This is a genomic window from Pseudomonas sp. HP_12, from assembly GCF_055283955.1.
Window position 1 is genome coordinate 193,042 of sequence record NZ_JBTOQG010000023.1, and the last position, 26,082, is coordinate 219,123.

General features: G+C 59.8%; 30 protein-coding genes. 16 read left to right on the forward strand and 14 right to left on the reverse strand.

Annotated features, from left to right (window positions below):
* Positions 1-126 precede the first annotated feature (126 nt).
* Positions 127-1,482: a carbohydrate porin gene (locus tag ACYASU_RS16160; RefSeq protein WP_192171796.1), complete on the forward strand. Its 1,356-nt coding sequence runs from the start codon at positions 127-129 to the stop codon at positions 1,480-1,482.
* Between the two features lie 168 nt (positions 1,483-1,650).
* On the forward strand, positions 1,651-2,526 hold the full coding sequence (locus ACYASU_RS16165; protein WP_463583376.1) for an aldose epimerase family protein: 876 nt from the start codon (positions 1,651-1,653) through the stop codon (positions 2,524-2,526).
* Positions 2,527-2,565: 39 nt separating this feature from the next.
* Here ACYASU_RS16165 and ACYASU_RS16170 read toward each other — a convergent pair whose 3' ends face one another.
* The gene (locus tag ACYASU_RS16170; protein WP_065992054.1) at positions 2,566-3,435 is read right to left on the reverse strand and encodes a MurR/RpiR family transcriptional regulator; all 870 of its coding nucleotides are present in this window, start codon (positions 3,433-3,435) and stop codon (positions 2,566-2,568) included.
* A gap of 231 nt (positions 3,436-3,666) precedes the next feature.
* On the opposite strand from ACYASU_RS16170, the gene zwf reads away from it, so the two are divergent.
* Genes zwf through ACYASU_RS16185 form a run of 3 tightly spaced genes read left to right on the forward strand, consistent with a single transcriptional unit; the run spans position 3,667 to position 6,534 of the window.
* Entirely contained in the window at positions 3,667-5,136 is a 1,470-nt protein-coding gene (gene zwf, locus ACYASU_RS16175) for a glucose-6-phosphate dehydrogenase (RefSeq protein WP_463583377.1), read from the forward strand.
* Entirely contained in the window at positions 5,123-5,842 is a 720-nt protein-coding gene (pgl, locus tag ACYASU_RS16180) for a 6-phosphogluconolactonase (protein ID WP_463583378.1), read from the forward strand. Before zwf ends, pgl begins: the two co-directional genes overlap by 14 nt.
* Positions 5,843-5,859: 17 nt before the next feature.
* A complete protein-coding gene (locus ACYASU_RS16185) occupies positions 5,860-6,534 on the forward strand; it encodes a bifunctional 4-hydroxy-2-oxoglutarate aldolase/2-dehydro-3-deoxy-phosphogluconate aldolase (protein WP_122535897.1) in 675 nt (224 codons plus the stop codon).
* 349 nt (positions 6,535-6,883) lie between these two features.
* On the opposite strand, the gene ACYASU_RS16190 is transcribed toward ACYASU_RS16185, so the two are convergent.
* Positions 6,884-8,089 carry an aminotransferase class V-fold PLP-dependent enzyme gene (locus ACYASU_RS16190; protein ID WP_463583379.1) on the reverse strand — a complete coding sequence of 402 codons (1,206 nt, stop codon included), beginning with the start codon at positions 8,087-8,089 and terminating at the stop codon, positions 6,884-6,886.
* Positions 8,090-8,117: 28 nt separating this feature from the next.
* On the reverse strand, positions 8,118-8,381 hold the full coding sequence (locus ACYASU_RS16195) for a DUF3820 family protein (protein ID WP_192171792.1): 264 nt from the start codon (positions 8,379-8,381) through the stop codon (positions 8,118-8,120).
* Positions 8,382-8,613: 232 nt separating this feature from the next.
* On the opposite strand from ACYASU_RS16195, the gene ACYASU_RS16200 reads away from it, so the two are divergent.
* Positions 8,614-9,087: a PA2169 family four-helix-bundle protein gene (locus ACYASU_RS16200; RefSeq protein WP_172609605.1), complete on the forward strand. Its 474-nt coding sequence runs from the start codon at positions 8,614-8,616 to the stop codon at positions 9,085-9,087.
* Between the two features lie 42 nt (positions 9,088-9,129).
* Here the strand turns inward: ACYASU_RS16200 and ACYASU_RS16205 are convergent, their stop codons facing one another.
* The 11 genes from ACYASU_RS16205 to ACYASU_RS16255 form a co-directional block, all read right to left on the reverse strand.
* Entirely contained in the window at positions 9,130-10,659 is a 1,530-nt protein-coding gene (locus tag ACYASU_RS16205; RefSeq protein WP_463583380.1) for a sensor domain-containing diguanylate cyclase, read from the reverse strand.
* A gap of 44 nt (positions 10,660-10,703) precedes the next feature.
* A complete protein-coding gene (locus ACYASU_RS16210) occupies positions 10,704-10,976 on the reverse strand; it encodes an HPr family phosphocarrier protein (protein ID WP_065992070.1) in 273 nt (90 codons plus the stop codon).
* Positions 10,977-10,992: 16 nt separating this feature from the next.
* Positions 10,993-11,850 (reverse strand): RNase adapter RapZ, encoded by an 858-nt coding sequence (gene rapZ, locus ACYASU_RS16215; protein ID WP_192171789.1) that lies wholly within the window; start codon positions 11,848-11,850, stop codon positions 10,993-10,995.
* A 2-nt stretch (positions 11,851-11,852) separates the two neighbouring features.
* Positions 11,853-12,317 carry a PTS IIA-like nitrogen regulatory protein PtsN gene (gene ptsN / locus ACYASU_RS16220; RefSeq protein WP_463583381.1) on the reverse strand — a complete coding sequence of 155 codons (465 nt, stop codon included), beginning with the start codon at positions 12,315-12,317 and terminating at the stop codon, positions 11,853-11,855.
* A gap of 12 nt (positions 12,318-12,329) precedes the next feature.
* Positions 12,330-12,638: a ribosome hibernation-promoting factor, HPF/YfiA family gene (gene hpf, locus ACYASU_RS16225; protein WP_037014798.1), complete on the reverse strand. Its 309-nt coding sequence runs from the start codon at positions 12,636-12,638 to the stop codon at positions 12,330-12,332.
* Positions 12,639-12,714: 76 nt separating this feature from the next.
* Entirely contained in the window at positions 12,715-14,208 is a 1,494-nt protein-coding gene (locus ACYASU_RS16230) for an RNA polymerase factor sigma-54 (RefSeq protein WP_192171787.1), read from the reverse strand.
* Positions 14,209-14,396: 188 nt separating this feature from the next.
* Positions 14,397-15,122, reverse strand: a complete 726-nt coding sequence (lptB, locus tag ACYASU_RS16235) for an LPS export ABC transporter ATP-binding protein (RefSeq protein WP_074884367.1) — start codon at positions 15,120-15,122, stop codon at positions 14,397-14,399.
* The gene (gene lptA / locus ACYASU_RS16240; RefSeq protein WP_037014791.1) at positions 15,122-15,664 is read right to left on the reverse strand and encodes a lipopolysaccharide transport periplasmic protein LptA; all 543 of its coding nucleotides are present in this window, start codon (positions 15,662-15,664) and stop codon (positions 15,122-15,124) included. Before lptA ends, lptB begins: the two co-directional genes overlap by 1 nt.
* A complete protein-coding gene (lptC, locus tag ACYASU_RS16245; protein WP_192171786.1) occupies positions 15,651-16,223 on the reverse strand; it encodes an LPS export ABC transporter periplasmic protein LptC in 573 nt (190 codons plus the stop codon). The genes lptA and lptC overlap by 14 nt, the downstream gene beginning before the upstream one ends.
* Positions 16,224-16,233: 10 nt before the next feature.
* Entirely contained in the window at positions 16,234-16,767 is a 534-nt protein-coding gene (kdsC, locus tag ACYASU_RS16250) for a 3-deoxy-manno-octulosonate-8-phosphatase KdsC (protein ID WP_065992081.1), read from the reverse strand.
* Positions 16,768-17,742: a KpsF/GutQ family sugar-phosphate isomerase gene (locus tag ACYASU_RS16255; RefSeq protein WP_282369013.1), complete on the reverse strand. Its 975-nt coding sequence runs from the start codon at positions 17,740-17,742 to the stop codon at positions 16,768-16,770.
* A 308-nt stretch (positions 17,743-18,050) separates the two neighbouring features.
* Here ACYASU_RS16255 and ACYASU_RS16260 point away from each other — a divergent pair, with 308 nt between their 5' ends.
* The 10 genes from ACYASU_RS16260 (at position 18,051) to hisC (ending at position 26,071) form a co-directional block, all read left to right on the forward strand.
* Positions 18,051-18,860, forward strand: coding sequence for an ATP-binding cassette domain-containing protein (locus ACYASU_RS16260; RefSeq protein WP_463583382.1), 810 nt, complete (start codon positions 18,051-18,053; stop codon positions 18,858-18,860).
* Positions 18,860-19,657, forward strand: coding sequence for a lipid asymmetry maintenance ABC transporter permease subunit MlaE (gene mlaE, locus ACYASU_RS16265; protein ID WP_192171784.1), 798 nt, complete (start codon positions 18,860-18,862; stop codon positions 19,655-19,657). The genes ACYASU_RS16260 and mlaE overlap by 1 nt, the downstream gene beginning before the upstream one ends.
* Positions 19,657-20,124: an outer membrane lipid asymmetry maintenance protein MlaD gene (gene mlaD / locus ACYASU_RS16270; protein ID WP_192171783.1), complete on the forward strand. Its 468-nt coding sequence runs from the start codon at positions 19,657-19,659 to the stop codon at positions 20,122-20,124. The genes mlaE and mlaD overlap by 1 nt, the downstream gene beginning before the upstream one ends.
* An 11-nt stretch (positions 20,125-20,135) precedes the next feature.
* On the forward strand, positions 20,136-20,789 hold the full coding sequence (locus tag ACYASU_RS16275) for an MlaC/ttg2D family ABC transporter substrate-binding protein (protein WP_282369007.1): 654 nt from the start codon (positions 20,136-20,138) through the stop codon (positions 20,787-20,789).
* Positions 20,786-21,091, forward strand: a complete 306-nt coding sequence (locus ACYASU_RS16280; RefSeq protein WP_282369005.1) for an STAS domain-containing protein — start codon at positions 20,786-20,788, stop codon at positions 21,089-21,091. Before ACYASU_RS16275 ends, ACYASU_RS16280 begins: the two co-directional genes overlap by 4 nt.
* Before the next feature lie 114 nt (positions 21,092-21,205).
* Positions 21,206-21,445 carry a BolA family protein gene (locus ACYASU_RS16285; RefSeq protein ID WP_065992095.1) on the forward strand — a complete coding sequence of 80 codons (240 nt, stop codon included), beginning with the start codon at positions 21,206-21,208 and terminating at the stop codon, positions 21,443-21,445.
* A gap of 23 nt (positions 21,446-21,468) precedes the next feature.
* A complete protein-coding gene (gene murA, locus ACYASU_RS16290; RefSeq protein ID WP_122536135.1) occupies positions 21,469-22,734 on the forward strand; it encodes a UDP-N-acetylglucosamine 1-carboxyvinyltransferase in 1,266 nt (421 codons plus the stop codon).
* Between the two features lie 166 nt (positions 22,735-22,900).
* The gene (hisG, locus tag ACYASU_RS16295; protein WP_463583383.1) at positions 22,901-23,536 is read left to right on the forward strand and encodes an ATP phosphoribosyltransferase; all 636 of its coding nucleotides are present in this window, start codon (positions 22,901-22,903) and stop codon (positions 23,534-23,536) included.
* 145 nt (positions 23,537-23,681) lie between these two features.
* Entirely contained in the window at positions 23,682-25,010 is a 1,329-nt protein-coding gene (hisD, locus tag ACYASU_RS16300) for a histidinol dehydrogenase (protein WP_463583384.1), read from the forward strand.
* A 2-nt stretch (positions 25,011-25,012) separates the two neighbouring features.
* On the forward strand, positions 25,013-26,071 hold the full coding sequence (hisC, locus tag ACYASU_RS16305) for a histidinol-phosphate transaminase (protein ID WP_463583385.1): 1,059 nt from the start codon (positions 25,013-25,015) through the stop codon (positions 26,069-26,071).
* Positions 26,072-26,082 lie beyond the last annotated feature (11 nt).

A 26,082-nucleotide genomic window follows, 5' to 3' on the forward strand; every position in this document is an offset into this window, starting at 1 on the left:
AGGAGCACTGCACAAACGAGCACCTGTGACGGGTGGATGTCTGCCGTACAAAACCCGTCATGCACACGATGTACGTGGTTACAACGCTGTTCAAAAGCTAATAACAATAAAACGAGGATCCAAGGGATGAAAAAGGTACGTAACAAGTCGCTTAACCAGTTTCAGCTGATCGGTGGGTTGTCTGTCCTGAGCGCGTTGACGATTTCCGGAACGGCGTCTGCAATGGAGCCTTTCAAAGCCAGCGAGCACATGACCGGCGATTGGGGTGGTCTGCGTCAAGAGCTGTACGACAAGGGTTACGACTTCCCGATCGAGTACGTAGGCGAAGCCGCCTCCAACCTCAACGGTGGTTATAACGACGACAGAACCGGCCGCTACAGCGACCAGTTTGCGTTCGGCGTACAAATGGACCTGCAAAAAATCCTCGGCTGGCACGACGCAGAGTTCAAGCTCGCGATCACCGAGCGTAGCGGCAACAACATCTCCAACGACCGTATCGGCGATCCGCGTGCCGGCACGCTCAGCTCCTCCCAGGAAGTCTGGGGCCGTGGCCAGACCTGGCGTCTGACCCAGATGTGGGTCAAGCAGAAGTACTTCGACGGCAAGCTGGACATCAAGGTTGGTCGTTTTGGTGAAGGCGAAGACTTCAACAGCTTCCCTTGCGACTTCCAGAACCTTTCGTTCTGCGGCTCGCAAGTCGGTAACTACGTCAACACCTGGTACAACTGGCCCGTCAGCCAGTGGGCTGCCCGCGTGAAGTACAACATCACGCCTGAGTTGTTCGCCCAGATCGGCGTCTACGAGCAGAACCCTTCGTACCTCGAAACCGGCAACAGCTTCAAACTCAGCGGCAGCGGCTCCAAAGGCACCGTGGTACCGGTTGAAGTGGTGTGGTCGCCGAACGTCAACTCGCTGCCAGGCGAATACCGTCTGGGCTACTACGTGAGTAACCCAAGCGCCGATGATCTCTACGAGAACGAAAACGGTCAGCCTCAGGCAATCGCCGGCGGTGACTTCAAGTCCCACAAAGACAAGCACGGCTGGTGGGTCGTGGCTCAGCAACAGCTGACCGCGCACAACGGCGACGCATCCCGTGGTCTGAGCATTTTCGCCAACGCGACCGTGCACGACAAAGCCACCAACTTCGTCGACAACTACCAGCAGGTCGGCTTCGTCTACAAAGGCCCGTTCGATGCACGTCCGAAGGATGACATCGGTATCGGCGTCGCGCGTATCCACGTGAACGATGATGCCCAGGACAACCGTCGTCTGGTCAACGCCGTCAACGGCATCGAAGACTACGACAACCCAGGCTACCTGCCGATCCAGAAGACCGAATACAACTCGGAAATCTACTACGGCGTGCACGTAACCGACTGGCTGACCGTGCGTCCCAACCTGCAGTACGTGAAGAGCCCGGGCGGTGTGGACGACGTTCAGAACGCACTGGTTGCCGGTATCAAGATTCAGTCGAAGTTCTAAGTTAAGCGGACGCTCCTCCGCGCTCCACAAACGATCAAGGGTCGTGTGTGCTTTACGGGCAGCCAAGCTGCCCGTTTTTTTTCGCGCTATTTATTCCGTAGCAATGGCTCCGCGTTCGGGGCATTTTTTCTCGCGTGACGAGTGACCGCCATCTGGAGTGCGACAACGATGCCCTTCAGGGACCTCGGCTCAACCGAGCACCCTCTTCAGCGTTTCTTCACCGCGGTGCGACCGCAACCGACCTTTCAGTGGGAACGCTACCAACAGCGTGATGTGCTGGTGATCAATCACGCGCAGTGCCAGGCCGTGTTCAGTCGGCAGGGCGCTCAGCTGTTGCATTTTGAACCTGCCGGGCAGAAGCCGTGGTTGTGGTGTGCTGCCCATTGGCCCCTGGTCGGCGCGATCCGCGGTGGCGTGCCGGTCAGTTGGCCCTGGGTCGGACGTCATCCGGGGGAGAGTGGTTGGCCGGCCAACGGCTGGGGCCGACTCCTCGACTGGAAACTGGTCGAAAGCCACGAGCACGAGGCGGGCGTCACATTGCGCTGGCAACTCAAGCTGTGGGACTGGCAGGCCGATCTTTATGCCGAGCTCGGGCATTCGATGGACCTGCGCCTGGAGACGCGTCACGACGACAGCGAGCCTTGTCACTTCGGCCATGGCTTGCACGCCTACTGGCGCATCAGTGATGTGGCGGACGTCGCGTTGCAGGGGCTCGACGGTGCCCACGGCTATGACGAACTCAGTCGCAGCGCTTGCGAGCAGCGGGGCGAGCTTCGGGTTCATGGCAGTTGTCAGCGGGTGTTCGAGCATGCAGGCCTGCTGGAACTACAAGACGACGCCTGGCAGCGGCGGTTGAGCATCGACACCGGCGACAGCGACAGCACCGTCGTCTGGCACCCCGGCAGTCGACCCTTGCTCGGCGTGGGTGGCGATGAAGCGATGGGTTTCTTGCGCGTCGAGGCGGCGTCGGGTGTGGATGATTGCTTGAGCCTGGCGCCCGGGCAGCACGCCAGCTTAAGCCTGCAGGCAAGCCTGGTTCATTGAGTGTGGGAGCGGGGGATCGCCTGCAAATGAGGCGTTCCCTTAATTCAGCTCATCGTCCGCCGGGTACCGGCTCGCATTCAGGCTTTCCTTGATCTTGCGCAGGTGCGGCTGGAAGTCGACGCCCCGACGCAGGGTCATGCCGGTCGCCAGCACATCCAGCACTGTCAGCTGGACGATCCTGGACGTCATGGGCATATAGATGTCGGTGTCTTCCGGCAGCGGAATGTTCAGGCTCAACGTGCTGGCCTTCGCCAGCGGCGAGTCGGCAGCGGTCAGGCCCAGCACCGACGCGCCATTTTCACGGGCGATGCGCGCCACTTCCACCAGCTCGCGGGTGCGCCCGGTGTAGGAAATGATCACAAACAGCTCGCCGGTGTGCGCCACCGAGGCCAGCATGCGCTGCACCAGCACGTCGGCGTGGGCCGTGACGGCGAGATTGAAGCGGAAGAATTTATGCTGCGCGTCCAGTGCCACCGGCGCCGAAGCCCCGAGGCCGAAGAAGTGAATCTGCCGCGCCTGAATCAGCAGGTCGACCGCTTTGCTGATCAGGTTGGGGTCAAGCACCTGACACACACTGTCGAGGGACGCGATGGCGCTGCCGAAGATCTTGCGGGTGTAGGCTTCCGGGTTGTCATCGGCCTCCACGGCGCGGCTGACGTAGGCGGCGCCGCTGGCCAGGCTCTGGGCCAGTTGCAGCTTCAGCTCGGGATAGCCGCTGACATCGAACGAGCGGCAGAAACGGTTGACCGTCGGTTCACTGACCTTCGCGGCCTGGGCCAGCGCAGCGATGCTGAACCGGGTGGCCTGCTGCGGGTTGCTCAGAATCGCCTCGGCGACCTTGCGCTCGGCCTTGTTCAGCTCTTCCAGACGACTCTGGATCTGCTCCAGAAGATTGCGTACGCGGTCCATTGTTTGTCCTTCTGATGAAACGGCGACAGGCCGGTCGACAGGCCTTTATTTGCAGTGAGGGAATTTCGGCCTTTAGCCTGTCGCAAAGGTGGCCTATCGTACTGAGGGCCTGTGGTGATCACCACTCTAATGTGGTTAAGGTGGGAATGTTGTGGTTATTACTACATTCGGCCTTGAGTAACGCCTTTAAAAAAGGTATTTGTAGCTTAACTTGATAAAAGAACCAACATTATGCTCTCGATTACGGTTGAACCGTGCACTTTTGCGTTGTTTGGCGCCTTGGGTGACCTGGCGGTACGCAAACTGTTTCCTGCGTTGTACCAGCTTGATCGAGCTGGACTGCTGCATGCCGAGACCCGAATTATTGCGTTGGCCCGTGAGCCCGGTACTCCTGAGGAGCACTTGACTTACATTGATAAAAGCCTGCGTCGCTTCGTCCCCGAGGCGCAGCTTGAGACCGAACACGTGGAGCGTTTTCAGGCCCGCCTGAGTTACCTGCATGTGGACTTCCTCAAGGGCGAGGACTACGTCGCGCTTGCCGAAGCCGTGGGCGACGCGCCGACCATGATTGCCTACTTCGCGACCCCGGCGTCGGTCTATGGCGCCATCTGCGAAAACCTCGCGCTGGTGGGCCTGACCGATCGCACCCGCGCTGTGCTGGAAAAACCCATCGGCCACGACCTCGCGTCGTCCCGTCGCGTCAACGATGCCGTCGCCAAGTTCCTGCCTGAAACCCGCATTTACCGAATCGACCACTATCTGGGCAAGGACACGGTGCAAAACCTCATTGCCCTGCGGTTTGCCAACAGCCTGTTCGAGACACAGTGGAACCAGAACCATATCTCCCACGTGGAAATCACCGTGGCGGAGAAGGTCGGCATCGAAGGGCGCTGGGGCTATTTCGACCAGGCCGGTCAGCTGCGTGACATGATCCAGAACCACCTGTTGCAGCTGCTGTGCCTGATCGCGATGGACCCGCCCAGCGACCTGTCCGCCGACAGTATTCGTGACGAGAAGGTGAAAGTGCTCAAGGCACTGGCGCCTTTCACGCCGGAGCGTCTGGCTACCCAAGTGGTGCGCGGTCAGTACATCGCCGGCTACAGCGAGGGCAAGCCGGTGCCGGGTTATCTGGAGGAGGAAAACTCCAACACCCAGAGCGACACGGAAACCTTCGTCGCCATTCGTGCCGATATCCGTAACTGGCGCTGGTCGGGCGTGCCGTTCTATCTGCGTACCGGCAAGCGCATGCCGCAGAAGCTGTCGCAGATCGTGATCCACTTCAAAGAGCCGCCGCATTACATCTTCGCTCCTGAGCAGCGCTTGCAGATCAGCAACCGCCTGATCATCCGCTTGCAGCCCGATGAAGGCATCTCGCTGCAAGTGATGACCAAGGATCAGGGCCTGGACAAAGGCATGCAGCTGCGCAGCAATCCTTTGCAACTGAGTTTCTCCGATGCCTATCGCAGCGCCCGCGTTCCGGACGCCTACGAGCGGTTGTTGCTGGAAGTCATGCGGGGCAATCAGAACCTGTTTGTCCGCAAAGACGAAATCGAATACGCCTGGCAATGGTGCGACCAGTTGATCGCCGGCTGGAAAAAGGCGGGCGATGCGCCCAAGCCTTACCCCGCCGGTTCCTGGGGGCCGATGAGCTCCATTGCTTTGATTACGCGTGACGGGAGATCCTGGTATGGCGATATGTGAACTTGAATTTCCGGCGGGCCTGAAGGCCCACGAATTCGATAACCCCGAAGTGCTGGCGAACGCGCTGGCCGATCACGTGGCCGAGCGACTCACAGCTGCGATTTCCAGCAACCCCCAGGGCACGGCCACGTTGGTGGTGTCCGGCGGCAAAAGCCCGGTGGCGTTTTTCAAGGCGCTGGCGCAGAAGCCACTCGAGTGGTCGAAAGTCTGCGTGAGTCTGGCCGACGAGCGTTGGGTGCCCGTCGAACACGCCGACAGCAACGAAGGCCTGCTCAAGCGTTTCCTGCTTCAGGGGCCAGCGGCGGAAGCGGAGTTCTTCAGCCTCTATCGTCCGACCACGACGGTGGACGAAGCTGCAGCGGCGACTGACGAGGCGCTCAAGGCGCTGCCTAAGATTGACGTGCTGATTCTGGGCATGGGCGATGACGGGCATACCGCGTCGCTGTTCCCCAACAGCCCGCATCTGCAAGAAGCGCTGGACCTCCACAGCGATCGTCGTTGCCTGCCCATGCTCGCACCGACCGTCCCCCATCAGCGCCTGACCCTGACGCGTCCGGTCCTGGCGTCGGCAGCGACCACCATCCTGTCCGTCTCCGGTCAGGCCAAGCTCGACACATTGCGCGCAGCACTGGCAGGCGATGACCTCGCCGAAATGCCAGTGCGCGCGTTCCTCAACCCGTCTCTAGAGATCTACTGGTGCCCATAAGCAAAGGATCAGCCGCCATGGAAAATACCCAAGTGAAACAGCCGTTGAATAGCATGGCGAGCAAGATTGCCCAGATCGACGCACTCTGCGCGAAAGCGAAGATTCTGCCGGTCATTACCATTGCCCGCGAACAGGATGTCCTGCCGCTGGCTGATGCCCTGGCCGCTGGCGGCCTGAATGCGCTGGAAATCACTCTGCGTTCCGAGTTCGGGCTCAAAGCCATTCGCATGCTGCGTGATGCGCGTCCTGAGCTGAGCGTCGGCGCCGGCACCATTCTCGACCGCCACATGCTCAAGGCGGCCGAGGAGGCGGGTTCACAGTTCATCGTCACCCCCGGCAGCACGCAGGATCTGCTGGAAGCCGCCGCGCTGAGCGAATTGCCGCTGCTGCCAGGCATCAGCAGCGCTTCGGAAATCATGATCGGTTACGCGCTGGGTTATCGCCGCTTCAAGCTGTTCCCGGCGGAAATCAGTGGCGGGGTTGGTGCGATCAAGGCGCTGGGCGGTCCATTCCCGGAAGTGCGCTTCTGCCCAACCGGCGGCGTCAGTGCGGCCAACCTGAAAAGCTACATGGCGCTGCCTAACGTGATGTGCGTCGGCGGCACCTGGATGATCGATAACGCGTGGGTGAAGAACGGCGACTGGCAGCGGATTACCGACGCCACGGCCGAAGCCATCGCGTTGTTCGACTGAGTCTGAATTTGCCGGTCAGGCTCCGCTTTCGACAGCTTCCGTTCAAGTGGAGGCTGGTTAACTGCTGAGCATGATCCGTTTATGGCGCCCTGTCGGGGCGTTGCTGCAGAAGTCGTTGTTGCATGGCTTTTTTACGGTGTTCCTTGGTCGGGAACGCCGTTTTTTTTTTGCGCTTTTCATACGCAATAGATATGTACCGCACAGGCAGCGGCAGGAGCGCTTATCTTTGCCGCTCCTTTGTAGTTCGTTTCTCGATGGATTTACGGCGCCTTCGTCATGAAGGCGCCGTCTTTTTTTCTACGGGCTCACCGAAGGCTTTGATCCCGGCGCGGCCACTCGGGAGCAGACCCTACGCCAGCGCACGAAGTGCTGCCACCAACTGCTCGACATCCCTTGCCGATGTGGTGAATCCCGGTGTAATGCGGATGCACGTCCCGCAGGCCGAGCCTTCCCGCGTGACCGCAAAAATGCCGTGCTCATCCAGCAGGCGCTTGACCATGAGTTCCTGATCCGCGTGACGGCTGAAGCGGAATGACGTGATGCCGCAATAGAGCCGAGGGTCGTCCGACGTCAGCACGTCGATGCCTTCGATGGTCCGCGCCTGAGTGACCCACAGGTCTCGCAGATAGGCCAAACGTGCGCCTTTGGCGGGGGCGCCGCCCATGGCACGATGGTCGGCGAAGACTTTGGGCAGGGTCATCAAGGCCGGAATGTTTGGCGTCCCGTAAGGTACGCGCCCGAGGATATCGTCCGCACTGTAGCGCTCGTCGGCCATGTCGGGGTCGATGGCGCTCAGGCGTTCCTGCTTCACATAAATGAAGCCCAGGCTCAGCGGCGCGCCAATCCATTTCTGCAGGTTGAATCCGGCGAACGACACGCCAAGGTCAGCCAGTTCGAAATCCAGCAGGCCTAGCGCGTGGGCACCATCCAGAATGACCTCGATGCCGTGGGCCTTGGCCAGCTCGGCGATCGCTTTCACCGGCATTACCAGACCCGTGCGATGAGTGACGTAGGTCAGCGCCACCAACTTAAGCCGCGGATGTGCGGCAAAGGCGTCGCGGTAAGTCTGCAGCAGCCCGTCATGGCTGGCGGGGTGTTGGTGAGTGACCTCAATGACCTCCACGCCGCGATTCTTCGCCAGCCAACGCATGCCGGTCTGCACGCTGTTGTAATCCAGGTCGCTGACCAATACCTGGTCGCCTGCCACGAGGCCGTTGTAGTTGCGAATCAGCGCTTGCACCGACTCGGACGCGGAGCGGGTGATGGCCACTTCGCGGGCTGGCACGTTCAGCAGATCGGCCAAGTCGGCGCGAATGGTCTCGCTGTCCTCGGTATCGAACTTCTGCCGCACGTAGACCGAGTTGCTGCGATTGACGTAAGCGAGGTTCTGCTCGTAATCCTTGAGTGCTGCGCGGGTCATGCGGCCGAAATAGCCGTATTCGAAATTGACCGGCCCGGGCTCGACGTCGTACTGCGCCGCAACCTGCTGCCAGAACGCTTCGTCCCGAGCCTGTTCATCCGCCAATTCCGTTATTGCGTATGCAGTGCTGTTCATCAAGCGGCTCGCTTTTATCTATGGGCGTTTAGTTGAAGCGTATGGGGGCTTTCGGCGGGCCCTGGCGCAGCGGCTCGCGGGGTCGCGTGCGCAGCGGGTCCAGCAATGCCGAGAGGCCGTTGTGATCGATTTCATGCATCAGGGCCAACAGGCTGCCCAACTCTCCAGCCGGAAAACCTTGTCGGGCGAACCAGTTCAGGTAATCACCTGGCAAGTCTGCCAGCAACCTTCCCTGATACTTGCCGAACGGCATTTCGCGTGTGACTAACAACTTCAATTTCTCTGGATTCATCCAATAACCGTTTATCCGTTCGAGTGAACTTGAACGATACGTGCATTCTGCAATTGCTCAAACACACAGATCATGCATAAAGCGCGGCGCAGCTGTCGCTTGATATTGTTAACTAATTGAAAAATATAGATTTTATTTATCAGCTAAAGCTGGCATGCACAGTGCAATATCCCCTCTATCGAGTGTTTCGTTAACCAGACCTTTGATAAACCTGCCAGAAAGGAACCGCAAAATGTCGGATATCAACAAAGAAGCCATCTCTATTCTGAATGACTTGATCGAAACCAGCATTGACGGTGAGAAAGGTTTTCACACTGCTGCTGAAGACGCCAAGAACCCGGAAATCAAGGCTTACCTGCTTTCCCGTTCTTCTGGCTGCAAAACTTCCGTTGCCGAGCTGCAAGCTGAAGTGCGTGCACTGGGCGGCAATCCAGAAGACTCCTCCAGCATTGCTGGCGGCGCACACCGTCTTTGGGTCAACCTGAAAAGCGCTTTGAGTGGCAAGAACGACGAAGCAGTCCTGAATGAAGTCGAAAGTGGTGAAGATCACGCGCTGAAGGCTTACAAAAAGGCCGCACAGGAAGCGACTGAGAAGAACCTCCCAGTCAACGTCACTACCCTGATCCAGCGTCAGCTGCAGGGCGTGCAAGCGAACCACGACAAGGTCAAAGCCCTGCGTGATACCGTTCGTGCTGCCAACAAGTAATTTGTAGCCGCTCGAAAAAACGCCAGCCAGTCTGGCGTTTTTTTATGCATGCAGTTCGGTGGAGGGCGCGACATAAGGTTCGAATTCCACGCAATTCCTGCCATTTTTCTTGGCGCGGTAAAGGGCCCGGTCCGCGGCCTGAAACAGTAGCTCGGGCACGTCATGGTTCACCGGCAGATGCGTGGCGACACCAATGCTGACAGTGATGGGCACTGTGTCGTCAGCGAATGGCGGCAGCGCTTCAATTGCCAGGCGCAGCTTGTCTGCGATGACACAGGCACCTGCCTTGTCGGTTTCCGGAAGCACCACCATGAATTCCTCACCGCCGTAGCGCGCGGCCAGGTCACCGGGCCTGCGGATACTGGCGGCCAGTGTCTGGGCAACGCTGCGCAAGGCAACGTCGCCGCCATGATGCCCATGCCGGTCATTGAACGCCTTGAAGTGATCCACGTCGATCATCAGCAGCGCCAGGGGCCTTCCCGAACGCATCCCGCGAGCCCACTCCTGCTTGAGCACTTGGTCCAGCCTGCGCCGATTGGCCAGACCGGTCAGCCCGTCCGTTGACGCCAGCGCGGCCAGCTCGCGCTCGGCATTCTGGCGCAGGCGCAGCTGGCGGCCCAATAGCCACGACAGCCAGAGAATCCCGATGCACAGCAAACCGGTGGCGCCCGCCACCAGCAACGCGTTGCGTTTCCACAAGGCGTAGACATCGTCCCGCGATTGAGCGACCACGACGATCAACGGCAAGTCTCCAACCCGTGAGAAGGTGTAAAGCCGCTGTGCGCCGTCGAGCTCGGACACCGCCGCAAAGCTGCCGTTTACCTCTCTCAGAATGCGTTTGAAGTTGGGCCGCATGCTGAAGTTCTGGCCGATGAAGGTCCGGTTGTTGTCATCGGGTTGCCGGGCCAGCATCACGCCATCCGCGCTGAGCAGGTTGACGGTGCTCGTGGGGCCGATGTCCAGGGTGCGAAACAGTTGATCGAAGTACGACAGGCGCATTGATGCACTGGCAATACCGACGAACTGGCCGTTGTCGGAGGGGAGGCGGCGACTGAAACTGATGCACAGGTCCTTGAAGCCCCAGCGTGACAGGAAGGGCCCGTCGACCACCAGCGCCAGCGAACCGCTGTCCCGGTGTTTCTGAAAGCCCGGCCGGTCGGAAAAGTTGTCCAGTCGAGGCGTCAGCGAGGTGGAGTCGGCGACGATGCGCCCGGTTTCATCCAGCAGCACCACATCGCCCTTAAAGGGCGCCGCCGTGGCCCGGTCGAAGAGCACCAGTTGCCGTAACTCCGGCGAGATCGTCATCACGTCGGGTCGTCGCCATGCAGTGATCAGGCCCTGAAGTGAGGTGTCGTACAGCTCGGCGTTACGCTGCACATCTGCGTCGATCAACTGCACCACGTTGTTTGCGGAGCGCACGGCGGCTTCGTTGGCCGTGCCCAGCTCCCGAAACAGCAACGAAGTCACGATGGCTAAGATGGCTGCCACCGCCAGGGTGCTCCCCAGCATCAGCATCTTCTCGGACCTTGATCTGACCCCTCGCGCTAATGGAGGCATGGCTGTCAGTGGCATCGCTCATCTCTGACGGTAATGGACGCGTCGGGCAGCGGTAAGGCTTATTCGCCTTCGTCGAACTTGTTATTGATCAGTTCGACCAGTCCCGCCAGCGCGGCATCGGCTTCTTCACCTTCGGTGGCCAAGTGAATCAGGGTGCCCTTGCCGGCCGCGAGCATCATGACGGCCATAATGCTTTTGCCGTCGACCATCGTCTCCGGCGTGCGACCGACCCTGATCTGGCAAGGGTACTTGCCGGCGACGCCCACGAATTTGGCGGCGGCCCGGGCGTGCAGACCCAGCTTGTTGATGATGGTGATTTCTAGAGCGGGCATCGCGATGGAGGTCCTTTCAGCTTAGGTCGCGGTGGCGGACCTGAACATTCTTGAGCGATTGCTGCAGCACCTGACCCAGACGTTCGGTCAGGTAGACGGAGCGGTGGTGTCCGCCGGTGCAGCCAATGGCAATAGTAACGTAGGCGCGGTTGCTGGCGGCGAAGCGCGGCAACCACTTATTGAGGTACGAAAAGATGTCCTGGAACATTTCTTCGACGTCCGGTTGAGCCGCGAGGTAATCGGCAACCGGCTTGTCGAGGCCGGACTGCTCGCGCAGCTCGGGCTTCCAGTACGGATTCGGCAGGCAGCGCACGTCGAACACCAGGTCGGCGTCCACGGGCATGCCGCGCTTGAAGCCGAAGGATTCGATGAGGAAGGCAGTGCCCGGCTCGGGTTTGTTCAGCAGGCGCAGTTTGAGAATGTCGCGCAGCTGGTAGAGATTCAGGTGCGTGGTGTCGACCGTCAGATCAGCCAAGTCGATGATCGGACCGAGCAGGGTTTTTTCGTCACGAATCGCTTCGGCCAGCGAGCGGGTTGCCGTGCTCAGCGGGTGACGACGGCGGGTCTCTGAAAAGCGCTTTAGCAGGGTGGCTTCATCGGCGTCGAGAAACAGCACGTCGCACTGGATGTGCCGGGCCCGAACTTCGGCGAGCATGCGCGGGAATCGCGTCAGGTGACTGGGCAGATTGCGCGCGTCGATCGAGACCGCCAGCAGGGGCTCAGCCAGTTCGGTGTTGATCAGCGCGCGCTCCGCCAGCTCTGGAAGCAGGCCGGCGGGCAGATTGTCGACGCAGTAGAAACCGCTGTCTTCAAGGACATCGAGGGCCGTGCTCTTGCCGGAGCCGGAGCGGCCGCTGACGATGATCATCCGCATGATCAGTGACCGTTCTGGACGTCGAGCACGACGCTGTAGAGCTCTTCGTCGGTTTTGGCACCGCGCAGGCGCTTACGCACATCATCACGGTCGAGCATGCTGGCGATCTGGCGCAGCAATTCAAGGTGAGCATCGGTGGCCGCTTCCGGGACCAGCAGCACAAACAGCAGGTCAACCGGTGCGCCGTCGATGGCGTCGAAATCGATGGGTTTTTCCAGATGCAGTACGGCGCTGACAGGCGTTGAGCAGCCCTTCAGGCGGCAGTGAGGAATGGCGATGCCATTGCCGAATCCGGTGGAGCCGAGCTTTTCACGGGCAATCAGGCTCTCAAACACGACCTGCTCATCCAGATCGGGCACTTGCTTCCCGATCATGCTGGCGATGTATTGGAGTACGGCTTTTTTGCTGCCGCCTGGCACGTTCACGAGTGAACGGCCAGGGGTCAGGATATTTTCAAGTCGGATCATGGGTGGGGAGTGTCAGCGAGCAGTCGCGCCTTGCAGCAGACTTTGCTGTTTTTCCTTATGTTTTTTGAGTTGGCGGTCAAGCTTGTCGGCAAGCAGGTCAATGGCTGCGTACATGTCGTCGTGTTCGGCGTTGGCAACCACTTCAGCGCCAGGAACGTGCAAGGTGGCTTCGATTTTCTGCTTGAGCTTCTCGACCTCCATGGTGACCTGCACATTCGTGATCTTGTCAAAGTGGCGTTCCAATCGGGCGAGTTTCTCGCCGATGTAGGTACGCAGAGGTTCAGTCACTTCCAGCTGGTGTCCACTGATGTTGACTTGCATACAGCTTCTCCTTCGTTGCCAGTGCATTAAGAGGCAGGCGTAATGCCTGCCACTGGAACGCTTTGACGTGTGACCTTTACATCAGTCGCTTGCGTTCGCTGGACGGCGAGATCCCAAGGGATTCGCGGTACTTGGCGACTGTGCGACGGGCCACTTGAATGCCTTGTGCTTCCAGTAAACCAGCGATCTTGCTGTCACTCAACGGCTTTTTCTGATTTTCCGCAGCGACCAGTTTTTTGATGATCGCGCGAATCGCCGTGGACGAGCATTCGCCGCCTTCGGAGGTGCTGACGTGGCTGGAAAAGAAATATTTGAGTTCGTAGATCCCGCGCGGGGTGTGCATGAACTTCTGCGTGGTCACCCGGGAGATCGTCGATTCGTGCATGCCGACCGCTTCCGCGATGTCATGCAGAACGAGGGGCTTCATGGCCTCGTCACCGTACTCGAGGAAGCCTCGCTGGTGTTCGACGATTTGCGTGGCCACCTTCATCAGCGTCTCGTTGCGGCTCTGCAGGCTCTTGATGAACCAGCGAGCTTCCTGCAGCTGATTGCGCATGAACGTGTTGTCGGCACTGGTATCGGCGCGACGCACAAAACCGGCGTACTGCGGATTGACCCGCAGACGCGGCACGGATTCCTGGTTCAGCTCCACCAGCCAGCGCTCGTTGTCCTTGCGCACGATGACGTCAGGCACGACGTATTCGGCTTCGCTGGACTCGATCTGCGAGCCGGGGCGCGGATTGAGGCTCTGGACCAGTTCGATGACCTGACGCAGGTCGTCTTCCTTGAGCTTCATGCGGCGCATCAGTTGCGCGTAGTCGCGGCTGCCGAGCAGATCGATGTAGTCACTGACCAGCTTCTGCGCTTCCGCCAGCCACTTGGTTTTGGCGGGCAGCTGGCGAAGCTGCAGCAGCAGGCATTCACTCAGGTTGCGAGCGCCGATGCCGGCAGGCTCGAACTGCTGAATGCGGTGCAGAACGGCTTCGATTTCGTCCAGCTCGATATCGAGCTCAGGGTCGAAGGCGTCGAGCATTTCTTCGAGTGTTTCGTCGAGGTAGCCCTGATTGTTGATGCAGTCGATCAGCGTCACGGCGATCAGGCGATCGGTGTCCGACATTGGCGCCAGGTTGAGTTGCCACAGCAGGTGGCTTTGCAGGCTCTCGCCAACGGAGGTGCGGGTGGTGAAATCCCACTCGTCATCGTCGTTGCTGGGCAGGCTGCTGGCACTGGTCTGATAGACGTCTTCCCACGCGGTGTCGACGGGCAGCTCGTTGGGAATGCGCTCGTTCCAGTCGCCGTCCTCCAGATTGTCGACGGTAGGCGCCGATTCCTGGTAGGTGGGTTCCTGAACATCAGCGTTGGGCTTTTGCTCTACGTTATCCGCCAAGGGGTCGGCGTTGTCGAAATCGTCGCCTTCCTCCTGCCGTTCCAGCATCGGGTTCGACTCCAGCGCTTCCTGAATCTCCTGTTGGAGATCCAGCGTCGACAACTGAAGCAATCGGATTGCCTGTTGCAGCTGAGGTGTCATCGTCAGCTGCTGGCCCATTCTCAAGACTAGCGAAGGTTTCATGGCAGGGCTTAACACCTTATTCGCCGGCGCACTGCGCGCCATTTACTAGCAGGGCGCCGAGGGCGCCAACTTAAGCAAATTATATGCCTGAAGCTGGAGGGTTTGCCTAGAGTGTGATGACAATTAAAAAACGAGGTTGGCGATGGCGCACATTGCGGGAGCCGCACAACCTCATGTCATCACTGCGGTTACAGGCGGAACTCGTGACCCAGATACACTTCCTTGACCAACTGGTTGGCCAGGATGGATTCGGCGTCGCCTTCGGCAATCAGCTGTCCATCGTTGACGATGTAAGCGGTTTCGCAGATATCCAGCGTCTCACGCACATTGTGGTCGGTGATCAGCACGCCGATCCCTTTGGCCTTGAGGTGGTGAATGATCTGCTTGATGTCGCCTACGGAAATAGGGTCAACACCGGCGAAGGGTTCGTCGAGGAGAATGAATTTCGGCGAAGTGGCGAGGGCGCGTGCGATTTCCACACGGCGACGTTCACCGCCCGACAGGCTCATGCCCAGATTGTCGCGAATGTGGGTGATGTGAAATTCCTGCAGCAGGCTTTCCAGCTCCTTGCGGCGGGCAGCGCGATCGAGCTCCTTGCGGGTCTCCAGGATCGCCATGATGTTGTCCGAGACGGAGAGCTTGCGGAAGATCGACGCTTCCTGTGGCAGGTAGCCAATACCGGCGCGTGCACGGCCGTGCATCGGCTGATGGCTGACGTCCTGGTCGTCGATCAGGACGCGACCCTGATCCGCTTGAACCAGGCCGACGATCATGTAGAAACAGGTGGTCTTGCCGGCGCCGTTGGGGCCAAGCAGGCCGACGATCTGGCCACTCTCGATGGACAGGCTGACGTCACGTACGACCTGGCGGCTTTTATAGGCCTTGGCCAGGTGCTGGGCTTTCAGCGTCGCCATTACTGGGCCTTCTGCTGGTCGGTTTTCTTTTTCGGCTGGATGACCATGTCGATACGAGGGCGTGGTGCGGTGACCTTGGTGCCATTGGCACGACCGGCGTTCACGACCTGCTTGACGGTGTCATAGACGATTTTCTCGCCTTCGGACGTGTTGCCGTCGTTGACCACTTTGGCCTTGTCGATCAGCACGATGCGGTTCTGGGCCGCGAAGTACTGGATAGTGACGCCCCAGGCCTGAACGATCGGCTTGTCCACCGATGGCTTCTGCTCGTAGTAGGCCAGGTTGCCCACGGACGTGAACACGTCCACGTCGCCTTGCGGTGTACGGGTGATGGTCACGGTGTTGCCGGTGATCTTCATCGTGCCCTGGGTGATGATGACATTGCCTTTGTAGGTGGCGATGCCTTGCTTGTCGTCCAGCTGCGCGTCATCCGACTGGATGTGGATGGGTTGATCGCGATCCGTCGGCAGAGACCAGGCGCTCGCGCTTCCCAGTGCTGCGCCCAGGCCGAGCAAAAAAGGAAGGGTTTTAACGAGCCTCATACTGTCCTCTTACGTTGGATAGCAGGTTCATCCTGCTTTCTTTCAGATACGCTTTCATACCCGTGCCGGTCGTTACACCGCCAAGGCCGTCGATTCTAACGGGTTGGGCAGTCTCCGCATATTGCTTCTGCGGGAATACAGTCATGCGGCTGCTGGTGATGATGGTGGTGCGGTCTTTTTCGTCGGTGCGGTTGATGCGCACCGAGTCGATCAGCTCGACGTGATCGCCCCCCGGCGACACTTCGGCGCGAACGCTCTGTACGTGCCACGGGAAGGTAGAGCCTCGATACATCTGCAGCACCGGCGTGGTCATCAGGGTGACGTCGGTGGCTTTCAAGTGCTCGACCTTGTCCGCGGTCATGTCGTACTGCATGGTCCCGTCGGGCAGGTACTGAATGCTGTGGGCGTTGGTCGCGTAGTAATCGACGGCGCTCTCATCCACGGCAGCCTTGGGTTGATCGAGGAAACTTTCCGGACTGATGTTCCAGTAGCCGACCGCTGCCAGCAGCAGTGCCAGCACACCGAACAGCAGAAACGTTCGAAACTTTTTGCTCAGCATAAATGCACTTCTATAGGTAGGCGGCGTGAGCCGCTTCGAGGTTGCCCTGAGCCTTCAGGATCAACTCGCAGAATTCGCGGGCAGCGCCTTCGCCGCCACGTGCCTGGGTAATGCCGTCGGCATGCTCGCGGACAAAGCTGGCGGCATTGGCAACAGCCATGCCCAGGCCCACCCGGCGAATGACCGGCAGATCAGGCAAATCGTCGCCCAGATACGCGACCTGCTCGTAGCTTAGATTCAGTTGCTGCAAAAGCTCGTCGAGGACCACAAGTTTGTCTTCGCGGCCCTGATAAAGGTGCGCGATGCCGAGGTTCTTCGCGCGCCGCTCAACCACGGGGGTCTTGCGTCCGCTGATGATGGCAGTCGTCACACCCGAGTTGATGAGCATCTTGATGCCCTGGCCGTCGAGGGTGTTGAAGGTCTTGAATTCACTGCCGTCTTCGAGGAAGTACAGGCGTCCGTCGGTGAGTACGCCATCGACGTCGAAGATCGCCAGTTTGATGTTCTTGCCGCGTTGCATCAGGTCATTCATATCGGCGCTCATTTACATGACTCCTGCGCGGAGCAGGTCTTGAAGATTGAACGCGCCAACCGGGCGATCGTTCTCGTCGACCACGATGAGTGCGCCGATCTTGTTGTCTTCCATGATTTTCAAGGCTTCGGCCGCGAGCATTTCCGGGCGCACGGTCTTGCCGTGGACGGTCATGACTTCATCGATGGTCGCCTGGCGTATGTCGATCGGGCGATCCAGGGTGCGACGCAGGTCGCCGTCCGTGAAGATACCGGCAAGGCGGCCGTCGCTCTCAAGGATGGCGGTCATGCCAAGCCCCTTGCGGGTCATTTCCATCAGCGAATCGCGAAGCGGCGTACCGCGCGCAACCTGCGGCAGGTTGGCGCCAGTGTGCATGACATGCTCGACCTTCAGCAGCAGCCGACGACCCAGTGCACCGCCCGGATGGGAAAAAGCGAAGTCTTCGGCGGTGAAGCCTCTGGCGTCCAGCAGCGCAACGGCCAGGGCGTCGCCCATGACCAGCGCCGCGGTGGTGGAGGAGGTGGGCGCCAGATTCAACGGGCAGGCTTCTTTTTCGACCCGCGCATTGAGGTTGACGTCAGCGGCCTTGGCCAGTGTTGATTCCGGGTTGCCGGTGAGGCTGATCATCTTGATGCCCAGCCGCTTGATCAGCGGCAGCAACGTGACGATTTCGGCCGTCGTGCCCGAATTGGACAGGGCCAGAATAATGTCGGCGCTGGTGATCATGCCCATGTCGCCGTGGCTGGCCTCGGCGGGGTGCACGAAAAAGGACGGGGTGCCGGTGCTGGCCAGCGTAGCGGCGATCTTCTTGCCGATATGCCCCGACTTGCCCATGCCTACCACGACCACGCGGCCCTGACTGCCCAGAATCATGTCGCACGCGTTGACGAAATCGGCATCTATATGCGCAAGCAAACCTTCCACGGCTTCTATTTCAAGGCGGATGGTGCTCTGTGCCGATTCAATCAAGTTGCGCGCATTGGACATATCGGAAGGGGTCGCATGGTGAAAGGCCGGGGATTATAGCGGCAATGTTCAAAAGCCTCACGCTTCATCGTTGCTGTTTGTTTAATGAACGGAGACGTCCTTCAGCAACAGCGTGATAAAGGCTGGCGGTGGGTACGAAAATTCCACACCGTCCTTAATACCCTTCTTTGTTTGCGACTCGACACGTTGGAGCTTGGGCGGCGTGCGACAGCGGTGGTATAGTCCGCCGCTTGTTCGGCCCCTCCAAAAGTGTGTCGTTCGTCAAGAACGCGGCATCTGAGAGACAGGTTGCATCGCAAGGAGTTTAGATGAGTGCCGATAACGCCTACGCGGTCGAGCTGAAGGGCGTTTCCTTCAAGCGCGGTGCGCGCAGCATCTTCAATAATGTGGACATCCGCATCCCCCGGGGCAAAGTCACCGGCATCATGGGGCCGTCGGGCAGTGGCAAAACCACTCTGCTGCGATTGATGGGAGCACAACTGCGTCCGAGCGCAGGTGAAGTCTGGGTCAATGGCCAGAATTTGCCGAAACTCTCGCGCAGCGATCTTTTCGATGCGCGCAAGCAGATGGGCGTGCTCTTTCAGAGCGGCGCGCTGTTCACCGATCTCGACGTTTTCGAAAACGTGGCCTTCCCGCTGCGGGTTCACACCAATCTGCCTGAAGACATGATCCGCGACATCGTCCTGCTGAAACTGCAGGCGGTCGGACTTCGTGGCGCAGTCGATCTGATGCCCGACGAACTCTCAGGTGGCATGAAGCGCCGTGTTGCACTGGCGCGCGCCATCGCGCTGGATCCCCAGATCCTCATGTACGACGAACCCTTCGTGGGCCAGGACCCTATCGCCATGGGCGTGCTGGTTCGGCTGATCCGGCTGCTCAATGATGCGCTGGGTATCACCAGTATCGTGGTGTCCCACGACCTCGCCGAGACCGCCAGCATCGCCGACTATTTATATGTCGTCGGTGACGGTCAGGTGCTGGGGCAGGGCACGCCGCAGGAACTGATGGAGTCGGATAACCCTCGTATACGTCAGTTCATGACGGGCGATCCCGACGGGCCGGTGCCTTTCCATTATCCGGCGCCGGATTATCGCGACGATCTTTTGGGGAAGCGCTGATGCGCAGAAAGTCTTTAATGGATCGCGTACGCCTGATGGGGCGTTCGACGATCGATATGGTTGCAGTCCTGGGTCGTTCAGGGATTTTTCTGGTTCATGCGTTGCTTGGGCGCGGCGGAATCGGTGGCGGTTTTCAGCTGCTGGTTCGTCAGTTGCACTCGGTGGGCGTCATGTCCCTGGCCATCATCGTCGTGTCCGGGGTGTTCATCGGCATGGTGCTGGCGCTGCAAGGTTTCAGCATTCTCGCCAAGTACGGCTCCGAGCAGGCTGTGGGGCAGATGGTTGCCCTGACGTTGCTGCGTGAACTCGGTCCGGTGGTCACTGCTCTATTGTTCGCCGGTCGTGCAGGCTCTGCGCTTACCGCTGAAATCGGCAACATGAAATCCACCGAGCAGCTGTCCAGTCTTGAGATGATTGGCGTTGACCCGCTCAAGTACATCGTTGCACCGCGTCTGTGGGCAGGCTTCATCTCGCTGCCAGTGCTGGCGCTGATTTTCAGCGTGGTCGGCATCTGGGGTGGTTCGTGGGTGGCGGTCGACTGGCTGGGCGTCTATGAAGGCTCCTTCTGGGCCAACATGCAGAACAGCGTTTCGTTTTCCGATGATGTACTCAACGGTGTCATCAAGAGCGTCGTGTTCGCTTTTGTCGTCACCTGGATTGCCGTGTTCCAGGGCTATGACTGCGAGCCCACGTCCGAAGGGATCAGTCGCGCCACGACCAAGACCGTGGTCTACGCCTCATTGGCCGTACTGGGCCTGGACTTTATTATGACCGCCTTGATGTTTGGAGACTTCTGATGCAAAACCGCACCCTCGAAACCGGTGTAGGCCTGTTTCTGCTGGCCGGGATCCTGGCTTTGCTCCTGCTCGCCCTGCGCGTCAGCGGTCTGAGCGCCAGCGCCAACACCGACACTTATAAACTTTACGCAAATTTCGACAATATCGCCGGTTTGACTGTCAGAGCGAAAGTGACCATGGCCGGTGTGAACATTGGCAAGGTCACTGCAATCGATCTGGATCACGATACCTTCACGGGGCGTGTGACGATGGAAGTGAACAAGCGGGTCAACAACCTGCCTTCGGATTCCACCGCTTCCATCCTGACCGCAGGCCTGCTGGGTGAAAAATACATCGGCATCAGTGTCGGTGGCGATGACCAACTGTTGAAAGACGGCGGCGTCATCCATGACACCCAGTCCTCGTTGGTACTCGAAGACCTGATCGGTAAATTCCTGCTCAATTCAGTGGGCAAAGACGCCAAATGAGGAGTTTTTTCATGATCTCGATTCTGCGCCGTGGCCTTCTGGTGCTACTGGCCGCCCTGCCTTTGTTTGCTAACGCAGCCGCGTCCGATTCCGCTCACGATCTGGTTGATCGCACCACCAAGCAGTTGCTGGCTGACCTGTCCGCCAACAAGGAAACCTACAAGTCCAATCCGCAAGCCTTCTACGATGCACTTAACGGCATCGTTGGCCCGGTCATCGACGCTGACGGCATCTCCAAAAGCATCATGACCGTGAAGTATTCGCGCAACGCCACCCCGGCGCAGATGCAGCGCTTCCAGGAAAACTTCAAGCGCAGCCTGATCCAGTTCTATGGCAACGCGCTGCTCGAGTACAACAACCAGGGCATCACCGTTTCCCCGGCCAAGCAGGAAGCGGCCGATCGCACGTCCGTCGACATGTCGGTCAAGGGCAACAACGGCGCGGTCTACCCTGTTTCCTACACCCTCGTCAAAATCGGCGGTGAGTGGAAAGTGCGTAACGTGATCATCAACGGCATCAACATCGGCAAGCTGTTCCGCGATCAGTTCGCTGACGCCATGCAGCGCAACGGTAACAACCTGGACAAAACCATCGACGGCTGGGCTGGCGAAGTCGCCAAAGCCAAGCAGACCTCGGAAAGCTCCAGCGACAAGGTCGTCAAATGAGTCAAGCGTCCGTAACTGCCGCTGGCGGCGGAGAGCTGATGCTCTCCGGCGTGATCGACTATCGGACCGGCCCGGCCTTGCGTGAACAGGGCGCGGCGCTGATCAAGTCAAATACCGCTGCAGCCCTGACGCTCGATTGCTCCGGCGTCGAGAAGTCCAGCAGTGTCGGCCTGGCTTTGCTCCTTGCGTTCATGCGTGATGCGCAGGCCGCAGGCAAGTCGGTCACCGTCCGCGCGTTGCCTGAGGACATGCAGGAAATCGCCCAGGTCTCCGGCCTGACCGAGCTGTTGCAGCATCATTAATTGCTTTCATTGATCAAGCCCCTCGTCCGGCCCCTGCAAAGTAGGGTTCGCAACGAGAGGGCTTTTTTGTATGATGGCCGACCCGCGCGCGTAGGGCGCCGATTGAGGTTAAGCATGCAGGCCGTAGAAGTTAAAAGCTTCCTGGAAGCTAAGTTGCCAGATATCCAGGTCGAAGTTGAAGGCGAAGGCTGTAATTTCCAGCTGAACGTGATCAGCGACGAACTGGCCGCACTGAGCCCGGTCAAGCGCCAGCAGCAGATTTACACGCATTTGAACCCATGGATCGCCGATGGCAGCATCCATGCGGTCACCATGAAATTTTTCAGCCGCGCTGCGTGGGCCGAGCGCACCTGAGCCAACACGGCGTCGAGATTCCAATGGACAAACTGATTATTACTGGCGGCATTCGTCTTGATGGCGAAATCCGCATCTCCGGGGCGAAAAACTCTGCCCTGCCGATTCTCGCAGCCACGCTGCTGGCTGATGGTCCTGTGACCGTCGCCAACCTGCCGCACCTGCACGACATCACCACCATGATCGAGCTGTTCGGTCGCATGGGCATCGAGCCGATCATCGACGAGAAGCTCAGCGTCGAAATCGACCCGCGCACCATCAAGACCCTGGTCGCTCCGTACGAGCTGGTGAAAACCATGCGTGCGTCGATCCTCGTTCTGGGTCCGATGGTTGCCCGCTTCGGTGAAGCCGAAGTGGCACTGCCTGGCGGTTGCGCCATTGGTTCGCGTCCGGTCGATCTGCACATCCGTGGTCTTGAAGCCATGGGCGCGGTCATCGACGTCGAAGGCGGTTACATCAAGGCCAAGGCGCCGGAAGGCGGGCTGCGTGGCGCCAACTTCTTCTTCGATACCGTCAGCGTGACGGGCACCGAGAACATCATGATGGCCGCTGCCCTGGCAAACGGCCGCAGCGTCCTGCAAAACGCCGCGCGTGAGCCTGAAGTCGTCGACCTGGCGAACTTCATCAACGCCATGGGCGGTAAAGTCTCTGGCGCTGGCACCGACACCATCACCATCGATGGCGTCAAACGCCTGGGTTCTGCGACCTATCGCGTCATGCCCGACCGTATCGAAACCGGCACCTACCTGGTGGCGGCGGCGGCAACCGGCGGCCGTGTGAAACTCAAGGACACCGATCCGACGATTCTCGAAGCGGTACTCGAGAAGCTGCGTGAATCCGGCGCCGAGATCACCACCGGCAAGGACTGGATCGAGCTGAACATGCACGGCAAGCGTCCGAAAGCGGTCAACGTGCGCACTGCACCGTATCCAGCTTTCCCGACCGACATGCAGGCGCAGTTCATCTCGCTCAACGCCATCGCCGAAGGCACGGGTGCGGTCATCGAGACCATCTTCGAAAACCGCTTCATGCATGTGTATGAAATGCACCGCATGGGCGCGCAGATCCAGGTCGAAGGCAACACCGCGATCGTCACCGGCTGCACCAAGCTCAAGGGCGCGCCAGTGATGGCGACCGACCTGCGTGCTTCGGCGAGCCTGGTCATTTCGGCACTGGTGGCCGAAGGCGACACGCTGATCGACCGCATTTACCACATCGACCGTGGTTATGAGTGCATCGAAGAAAAACTGCAGATGCTGGGCGCGAAGATCCGTCGCGTTCCGGGCTAGTCAGCAGCTGCGCGCGTTCGCCCGTGTCGATCTGATCGACGCGGGCGACGTGTCTGGCCATAGCGCCAGGATTTTCTGATTCGTTCCACTCTGGCTTCTTGAGCCGGAGGCAGTCGGGCGCCAGTTGCGACCCGGCACGCGCTGCTGATAAGGACTGACGTTTCCCATGTTGACCATCGCATTGTCCAAGGGCCGCATCCTCGACGACACCTTGCCGCTGCTCGCTGCGGCGGGCATTATGCCGACCGAGAATCCGGACAAGAGCCGCAAGCTGATCATCCCGACGACCCAGGCCGACGTGCGCCTGCTGATCGTGCGTGCCACTGACGTGCCGACCTACGTTGAGCACGGTGCTGCAGATCTCGGCGTCGCGGGCAAGGACGTGCTGATGGAATACGGCGGCCAAGGGCTGTATGAGCCGCTCGACCTGCAAATCGCCCAGTGCAAGCTGATGACTGCAGGTGCAGTCGGCGCCGTCGAACCCAAGGGTCGGCTGCGTGTGGCGACCAAGTTCGTCAATGTTGCCAAGCGCTACTACGCCGAACAGGGCCGTCAGGTCGACATCATCAAGCTGTACGGTTCCATGGAGCTCGCGCCGCTGGTAGGCCTGGCCGACAAGATCATCGACGTCGTCGACACCGGCAACACGCTGCGTGCCAACGGCCTCGAACCCCAGGACATGATTGCCCACATCAGCTCACGGCTGGTGGTGAACAAGGCATCCATGAAAATGCAACACGCCCGCATTCAGTCGCTGATCGACACCCTGCGCACTGCCGTGGAGTCGCGACACCGCGGTTGACTGCATCGCGTGACCCTCATCAGGATCACGCCCAGCTATCCGTGTCATAGCCAAATTTCTCAGGTGCCCGCGCGGATGGCTTGCTAGCTTAGGCATCTGCCTATACGCGGCATCTGAGAAATCGCCATTCATTGAGGCCCACGCTATGACCACTCCTAACGCTATTCGCCGACTCAACGCTGCCGATCCGGACTTCGCCCGTCATCTGGATCATCTGCTGAGCTGGGAAAGTGTGTCTGACGACTCGGTCAATGAGCGTGTGCTCGACATCATCAAGAACGTGCGCGAGCGCGGCGATGCGGCGCTGGTGGAATACACCCGTCGCTTCGACGGCCTGGACGTTGCGTCGATGGCCGACCTGATTCTGCCGCGCGAGCGTCTTGAGCTGGCACTGACCCGCATCACGCCGGCCCAGCGTCAGGCCCTCGAAAAAGCGGCTGACCGTGTGCGCAGTTACCACGAGCGGCAGAAGCAGGATTCCTGGAGCTACACCGAGGCCGACGGCACCGTGCTGGGCCAGAAGGTCACCCCGCTGGATCGCGCCGGGCTGTATGTGCCGGGCGGTAAAGCGTCTTACCCGTCTTCGGTGTTGATGAACGCCATTCCGGCCAAGGTCGCCGGCGTTAGCGAGGTGGTCATGGTCGTGCCGACCCCGCGCGGTGAGCTCAACGAGCTGGTACTGGCGGCGGCTTGCATCGCTGGCGTCGATCGCGTGTTTACCATCGGCGGCGCCCAGGCGGTTGCGGCGCTGGCGTATGGCACCGAAAGCGTCCCGCAGGTGGACAAGGTCGTCGGGCCGGGCAACATCTATGTGGCCACCGCCAAGCGCCACGTCTTCGGCCAGGTGGGCATCGACATGATCGCCGGCCCGTCGGAGATTCTGGTGGTGTGCGACGGCCAGACCGACCCCGACTGGATCGCCATGGACCTTTTCTCCCAGGCCGAGCACGATGAAGACGCCCAGGCGATTCTGGTCAGTCCGGATGCCGAGTTCCTTGATCGCGTCGCCGCCAGCATCGCCAAACTGATGCCGACGATGGAGCGCGCGGAAATCATCCAGACCTCGATCAATGGCCGCGGCGCCTTGATCAAGGTAGCCGACATGACCCAGGCCATTGAAGTCGCCAACCGGATTGCGCCGGAGCACCTGGAGTTGTCGGTGGCTGATCCTGAGGCCTGGCTGCCGCAGATTCGCCACGCCGGCGCGATCTTCATGGGCCGCCACACGTCCGAAGCGCTGGGCGACTACTGCGCCGGTCCCAACCACGTGCTGCCTACGTCGGGCACCGCACGGTTCTCGTCGCCGTTGGGCGTGTACGATTTCCAGAAACGCTCATCAATTATTTTCTGCTCGGAGCAGGGTGCGTCCGAACTGGGCAAAACGGCCTCGGTACTGGCACGCGGCGAGTCATTGACTGCCCACGCCCGCAGCGCCGAATACCGCATCGTCGACACCGAACAAGAGGGCAACTGAACATGAGCAAATTCTGGAGTCCCTTCGTCAACGACCTGGTGCCGTATGTGCCGGGCGAGCAGCCCAAGCTGACCAAACTGGTGAAGCTCAACACCAACGAAAACCCCTATGGCCCGTCGCCCAAAGCGATCGACGCCATGCGTGCTGCGGTCAGTGACGACCTGCGCCTGTATCCCGATCCCAACAGTGACGTGCTGAAGCAAGCCGTAGCGAGTTACTACGGCGTCGACGCCAATCGCGTGTTTCTCGGCAACGGCTCGGACGAGGTGCTGGCTCACGCGTATAACGCCTTTTTCCGGCAGGACAAACCGCTGTTGTTCCCGGACATCAGTTACAGCTTCTATCCGGTGTACTGCGGCCTGTATGGCGTCGACTACGAAGCCGTGCCGCTGGACGAGCAGTTTCAGATTCGCGTCGAAGATTACGCGCGTCCCAATGGCGGCATCATTTTCCCGAACCCGAATGCACCCACGGGCTGTCTGCTGGCCCTTGATGCCGTCGAGCAGATCCTCAAGAACAGCCCGGATTCAGTGGTGATCGTCGACGAGGCGTATATCGACTTCGGTGGCGAAACCGCGATCAGTCTGGTGGACCGCTATCCGAACCTGCTGGTCACTCAAACGCTGTCCAAATCGCGCTCCCTCGCCGGGTTGCGAGTGGGCCTCGCGGTGGGGCATCCGGACCTGATTGAAGCGCTGGAGCGGGTCAAGAACAGCTTTAACTCGTATCCGCTGGACCGCATGGCCATTGTCGGCGCAGCAGCGGCATTCGATGACCGCGAGTATTTCGAGCACACCTGCCAGCGCGTCATTGCCAGCCGTGAAGCGCTTGTCGAGCAGTTGGAGGGCAAGGGATTCGAAGTGCTGCCCTCGGCCGCGAACTTCATCTTCGCCCGCCACCCTCAGCATGACGCTGCGGGTCTGGCGGCGAAGGTGCGGGAGCAGGGCGTGATCGTCCGCCACTTCAAACAGGCGCGCATCGCGCAATTCCTGCGCATCACAATCGGCACGCCTGAACAGAATCAGGCGCTGGTGGATGCGTTGGGGGACTTGTCGAACTGAGTTGACGGTTG

Excerpts from the sequence above, each read along its gene's own strand:
- ACYASU_RS16230 (WP_192171787.1), bottom strand. The coding sequence starts at position 14,208 with ATGAAACCTTCGCTAGTCTTGAGAATGGGCCAGCAGCTGACGATGACA.
- ACYASU_RS16190 (WP_463583379.1), bottom strand. The coding sequence starts at position 8,089 with ATGAACAGCACTGCATACGCAATAACGGAATTGGCGGATGAACAGGCT.
- ptsN (WP_463583381.1), bottom strand. The coding sequence starts at position 12,317 with ATGATCCGACTTGAAAATATCCTGACCCCTGGCCGTTCACTCGTGAAC.
- ACYASU_RS16260 (WP_463583382.1), top strand. The coding sequence starts at position 18,051 with ATGAGTGCCGATAACGCCTACGCGGTCGAGCTGAAGGGCGTTTCCTTC.
- ACYASU_RS16185 (WP_122535897.1), top strand. The coding sequence starts at position 5,860 with ATGGAAAATACCCAAGTGAAACAGCCGTTGAATAGCATGGCGAGCAAG.
- ACYASU_RS16205 (WP_463583380.1), bottom strand. The coding sequence starts at position 10,659 with ATGCCACTGACAGCCATGCCTCCATTAGCGCGAGGGGTCAGATCAAGG.
- lptA (WP_037014791.1), bottom strand. The coding sequence starts at position 15,664 with ATGAGGCTCGTTAAAACCCTTCCTTTTTTGCTCGGCCTGGGCGCAGCA.
- lptB (WP_074884367.1), bottom strand. The coding sequence starts at position 15,122 with ATGGCGACGCTGAAAGCCCAGCACCTGGCCAAGGCCTATAAAAGCCGC.
- kdsC (WP_065992081.1), bottom strand. The coding sequence starts at position 16,767 with ATGAGCGCCGATATGAATGACCTGATGCAACGCGGCAAGAACATCAAA.
- ACYASU_RS16275 (WP_282369007.1), top strand. The coding sequence starts at position 20,136 with ATGATCTCGATTCTGCGCCGTGGCCTTCTGGTGCTACTGGCCGCCCTG.
- mlaE (WP_192171784.1), top strand. The coding sequence starts at position 18,860 with ATGCGCAGAAAGTCTTTAATGGATCGCGTACGCCTGATGGGGCGTTCG.
- mlaD (WP_192171783.1), top strand. The coding sequence starts at position 19,657 with ATGCAAAACCGCACCCTCGAAACCGGTGTAGGCCTGTTTCTGCTGGCC.
- ACYASU_RS16165 (WP_463583376.1), top strand. The coding sequence starts at position 1,651 with ATGCCCTTCAGGGACCTCGGCTCAACCGAGCACCCTCTTCAGCGTTTC.
- ACYASU_RS16200 (WP_172609605.1), top strand. The coding sequence starts at position 8,614 with ATGTCGGATATCAACAAAGAAGCCATCTCTATTCTGAATGACTTGATC.
- ACYASU_RS16170 (WP_065992054.1), bottom strand. The coding sequence starts at position 3,435 with ATGGACCGCGTACGCAATCTTCTGGAGCAGATCCAGAGTCGTCTGGAA.
- hisC (WP_463583385.1), top strand. The coding sequence starts at position 25,013 with ATGAGCAAATTCTGGAGTCCCTTCGTCAACGACCTGGTGCCGTATGTG.
- pgl (WP_463583378.1), top strand. The coding sequence starts at position 5,123 with ATGGCGATATGTGAACTTGAATTTCCGGCGGGCCTGAAGGCCCACGAA.
- ACYASU_RS16160 (WP_192171796.1), top strand. The coding sequence starts at position 127 with ATGAAAAAGGTACGTAACAAGTCGCTTAACCAGTTTCAGCTGATCGGT.
- lptC (WP_192171786.1), bottom strand. The coding sequence starts at position 16,223 with ATGCTGAGCAAAAAGTTTCGAACGTTTCTGCTGTTCGGTGTGCTGGCA.
- hpf (WP_037014798.1), bottom strand. The coding sequence starts at position 12,638 with ATGCAAGTCAACATCAGTGGACACCAGCTGGAAGTGACTGAACCTCTG.
- hisG (WP_463583383.1), top strand. The coding sequence starts at position 22,901 with ATGTTGACCATCGCATTGTCCAAGGGCCGCATCCTCGACGACACCTTG.
- ACYASU_RS16195 (WP_192171792.1), bottom strand. The coding sequence starts at position 8,381 with ATGAATCCAGAGAAATTGAAGTTGTTAGTCACACGCGAAATGCCGTTC.
- ACYASU_RS16210 (WP_065992070.1), bottom strand. The coding sequence starts at position 10,976 with ATGCCCGCTCTAGAAATCACCATCATCAACAAGCTGGGTCTGCACGCC.
- murA (WP_122536135.1), top strand. The coding sequence starts at position 21,469 with ATGGACAAACTGATTATTACTGGCGGCATTCGTCTTGATGGCGAAATC.
- zwf (WP_463583377.1), top strand. The coding sequence starts at position 3,667 with ATGCTCTCGATTACGGTTGAACCGTGCACTTTTGCGTTGTTTGGCGCC.
- ACYASU_RS16280 (WP_282369005.1), top strand. The coding sequence starts at position 20,786 with ATGAGTCAAGCGTCCGTAACTGCCGCTGGCGGCGGAGAGCTGATGCTC.
- hisD (WP_463583384.1), top strand. The coding sequence starts at position 23,682 with ATGACCACTCCTAACGCTATTCGCCGACTCAACGCTGCCGATCCGGAC.
- ACYASU_RS16285 (WP_065992095.1), top strand. The coding sequence starts at position 21,206 with ATGCAGGCCGTAGAAGTTAAAAGCTTCCTGGAAGCTAAGTTGCCAGAT.
- ACYASU_RS16255 (WP_282369013.1), bottom strand. The coding sequence starts at position 17,742 with ATGTCCAATGCGCGCAACTTGATTGAATCGGCACAGAGCACCATCCGC.
- rapZ (WP_192171789.1), bottom strand. The coding sequence starts at position 11,850 with ATGCGGATGATCATCGTCAGCGGCCGCTCCGGCTCCGGCAAGAGCACG.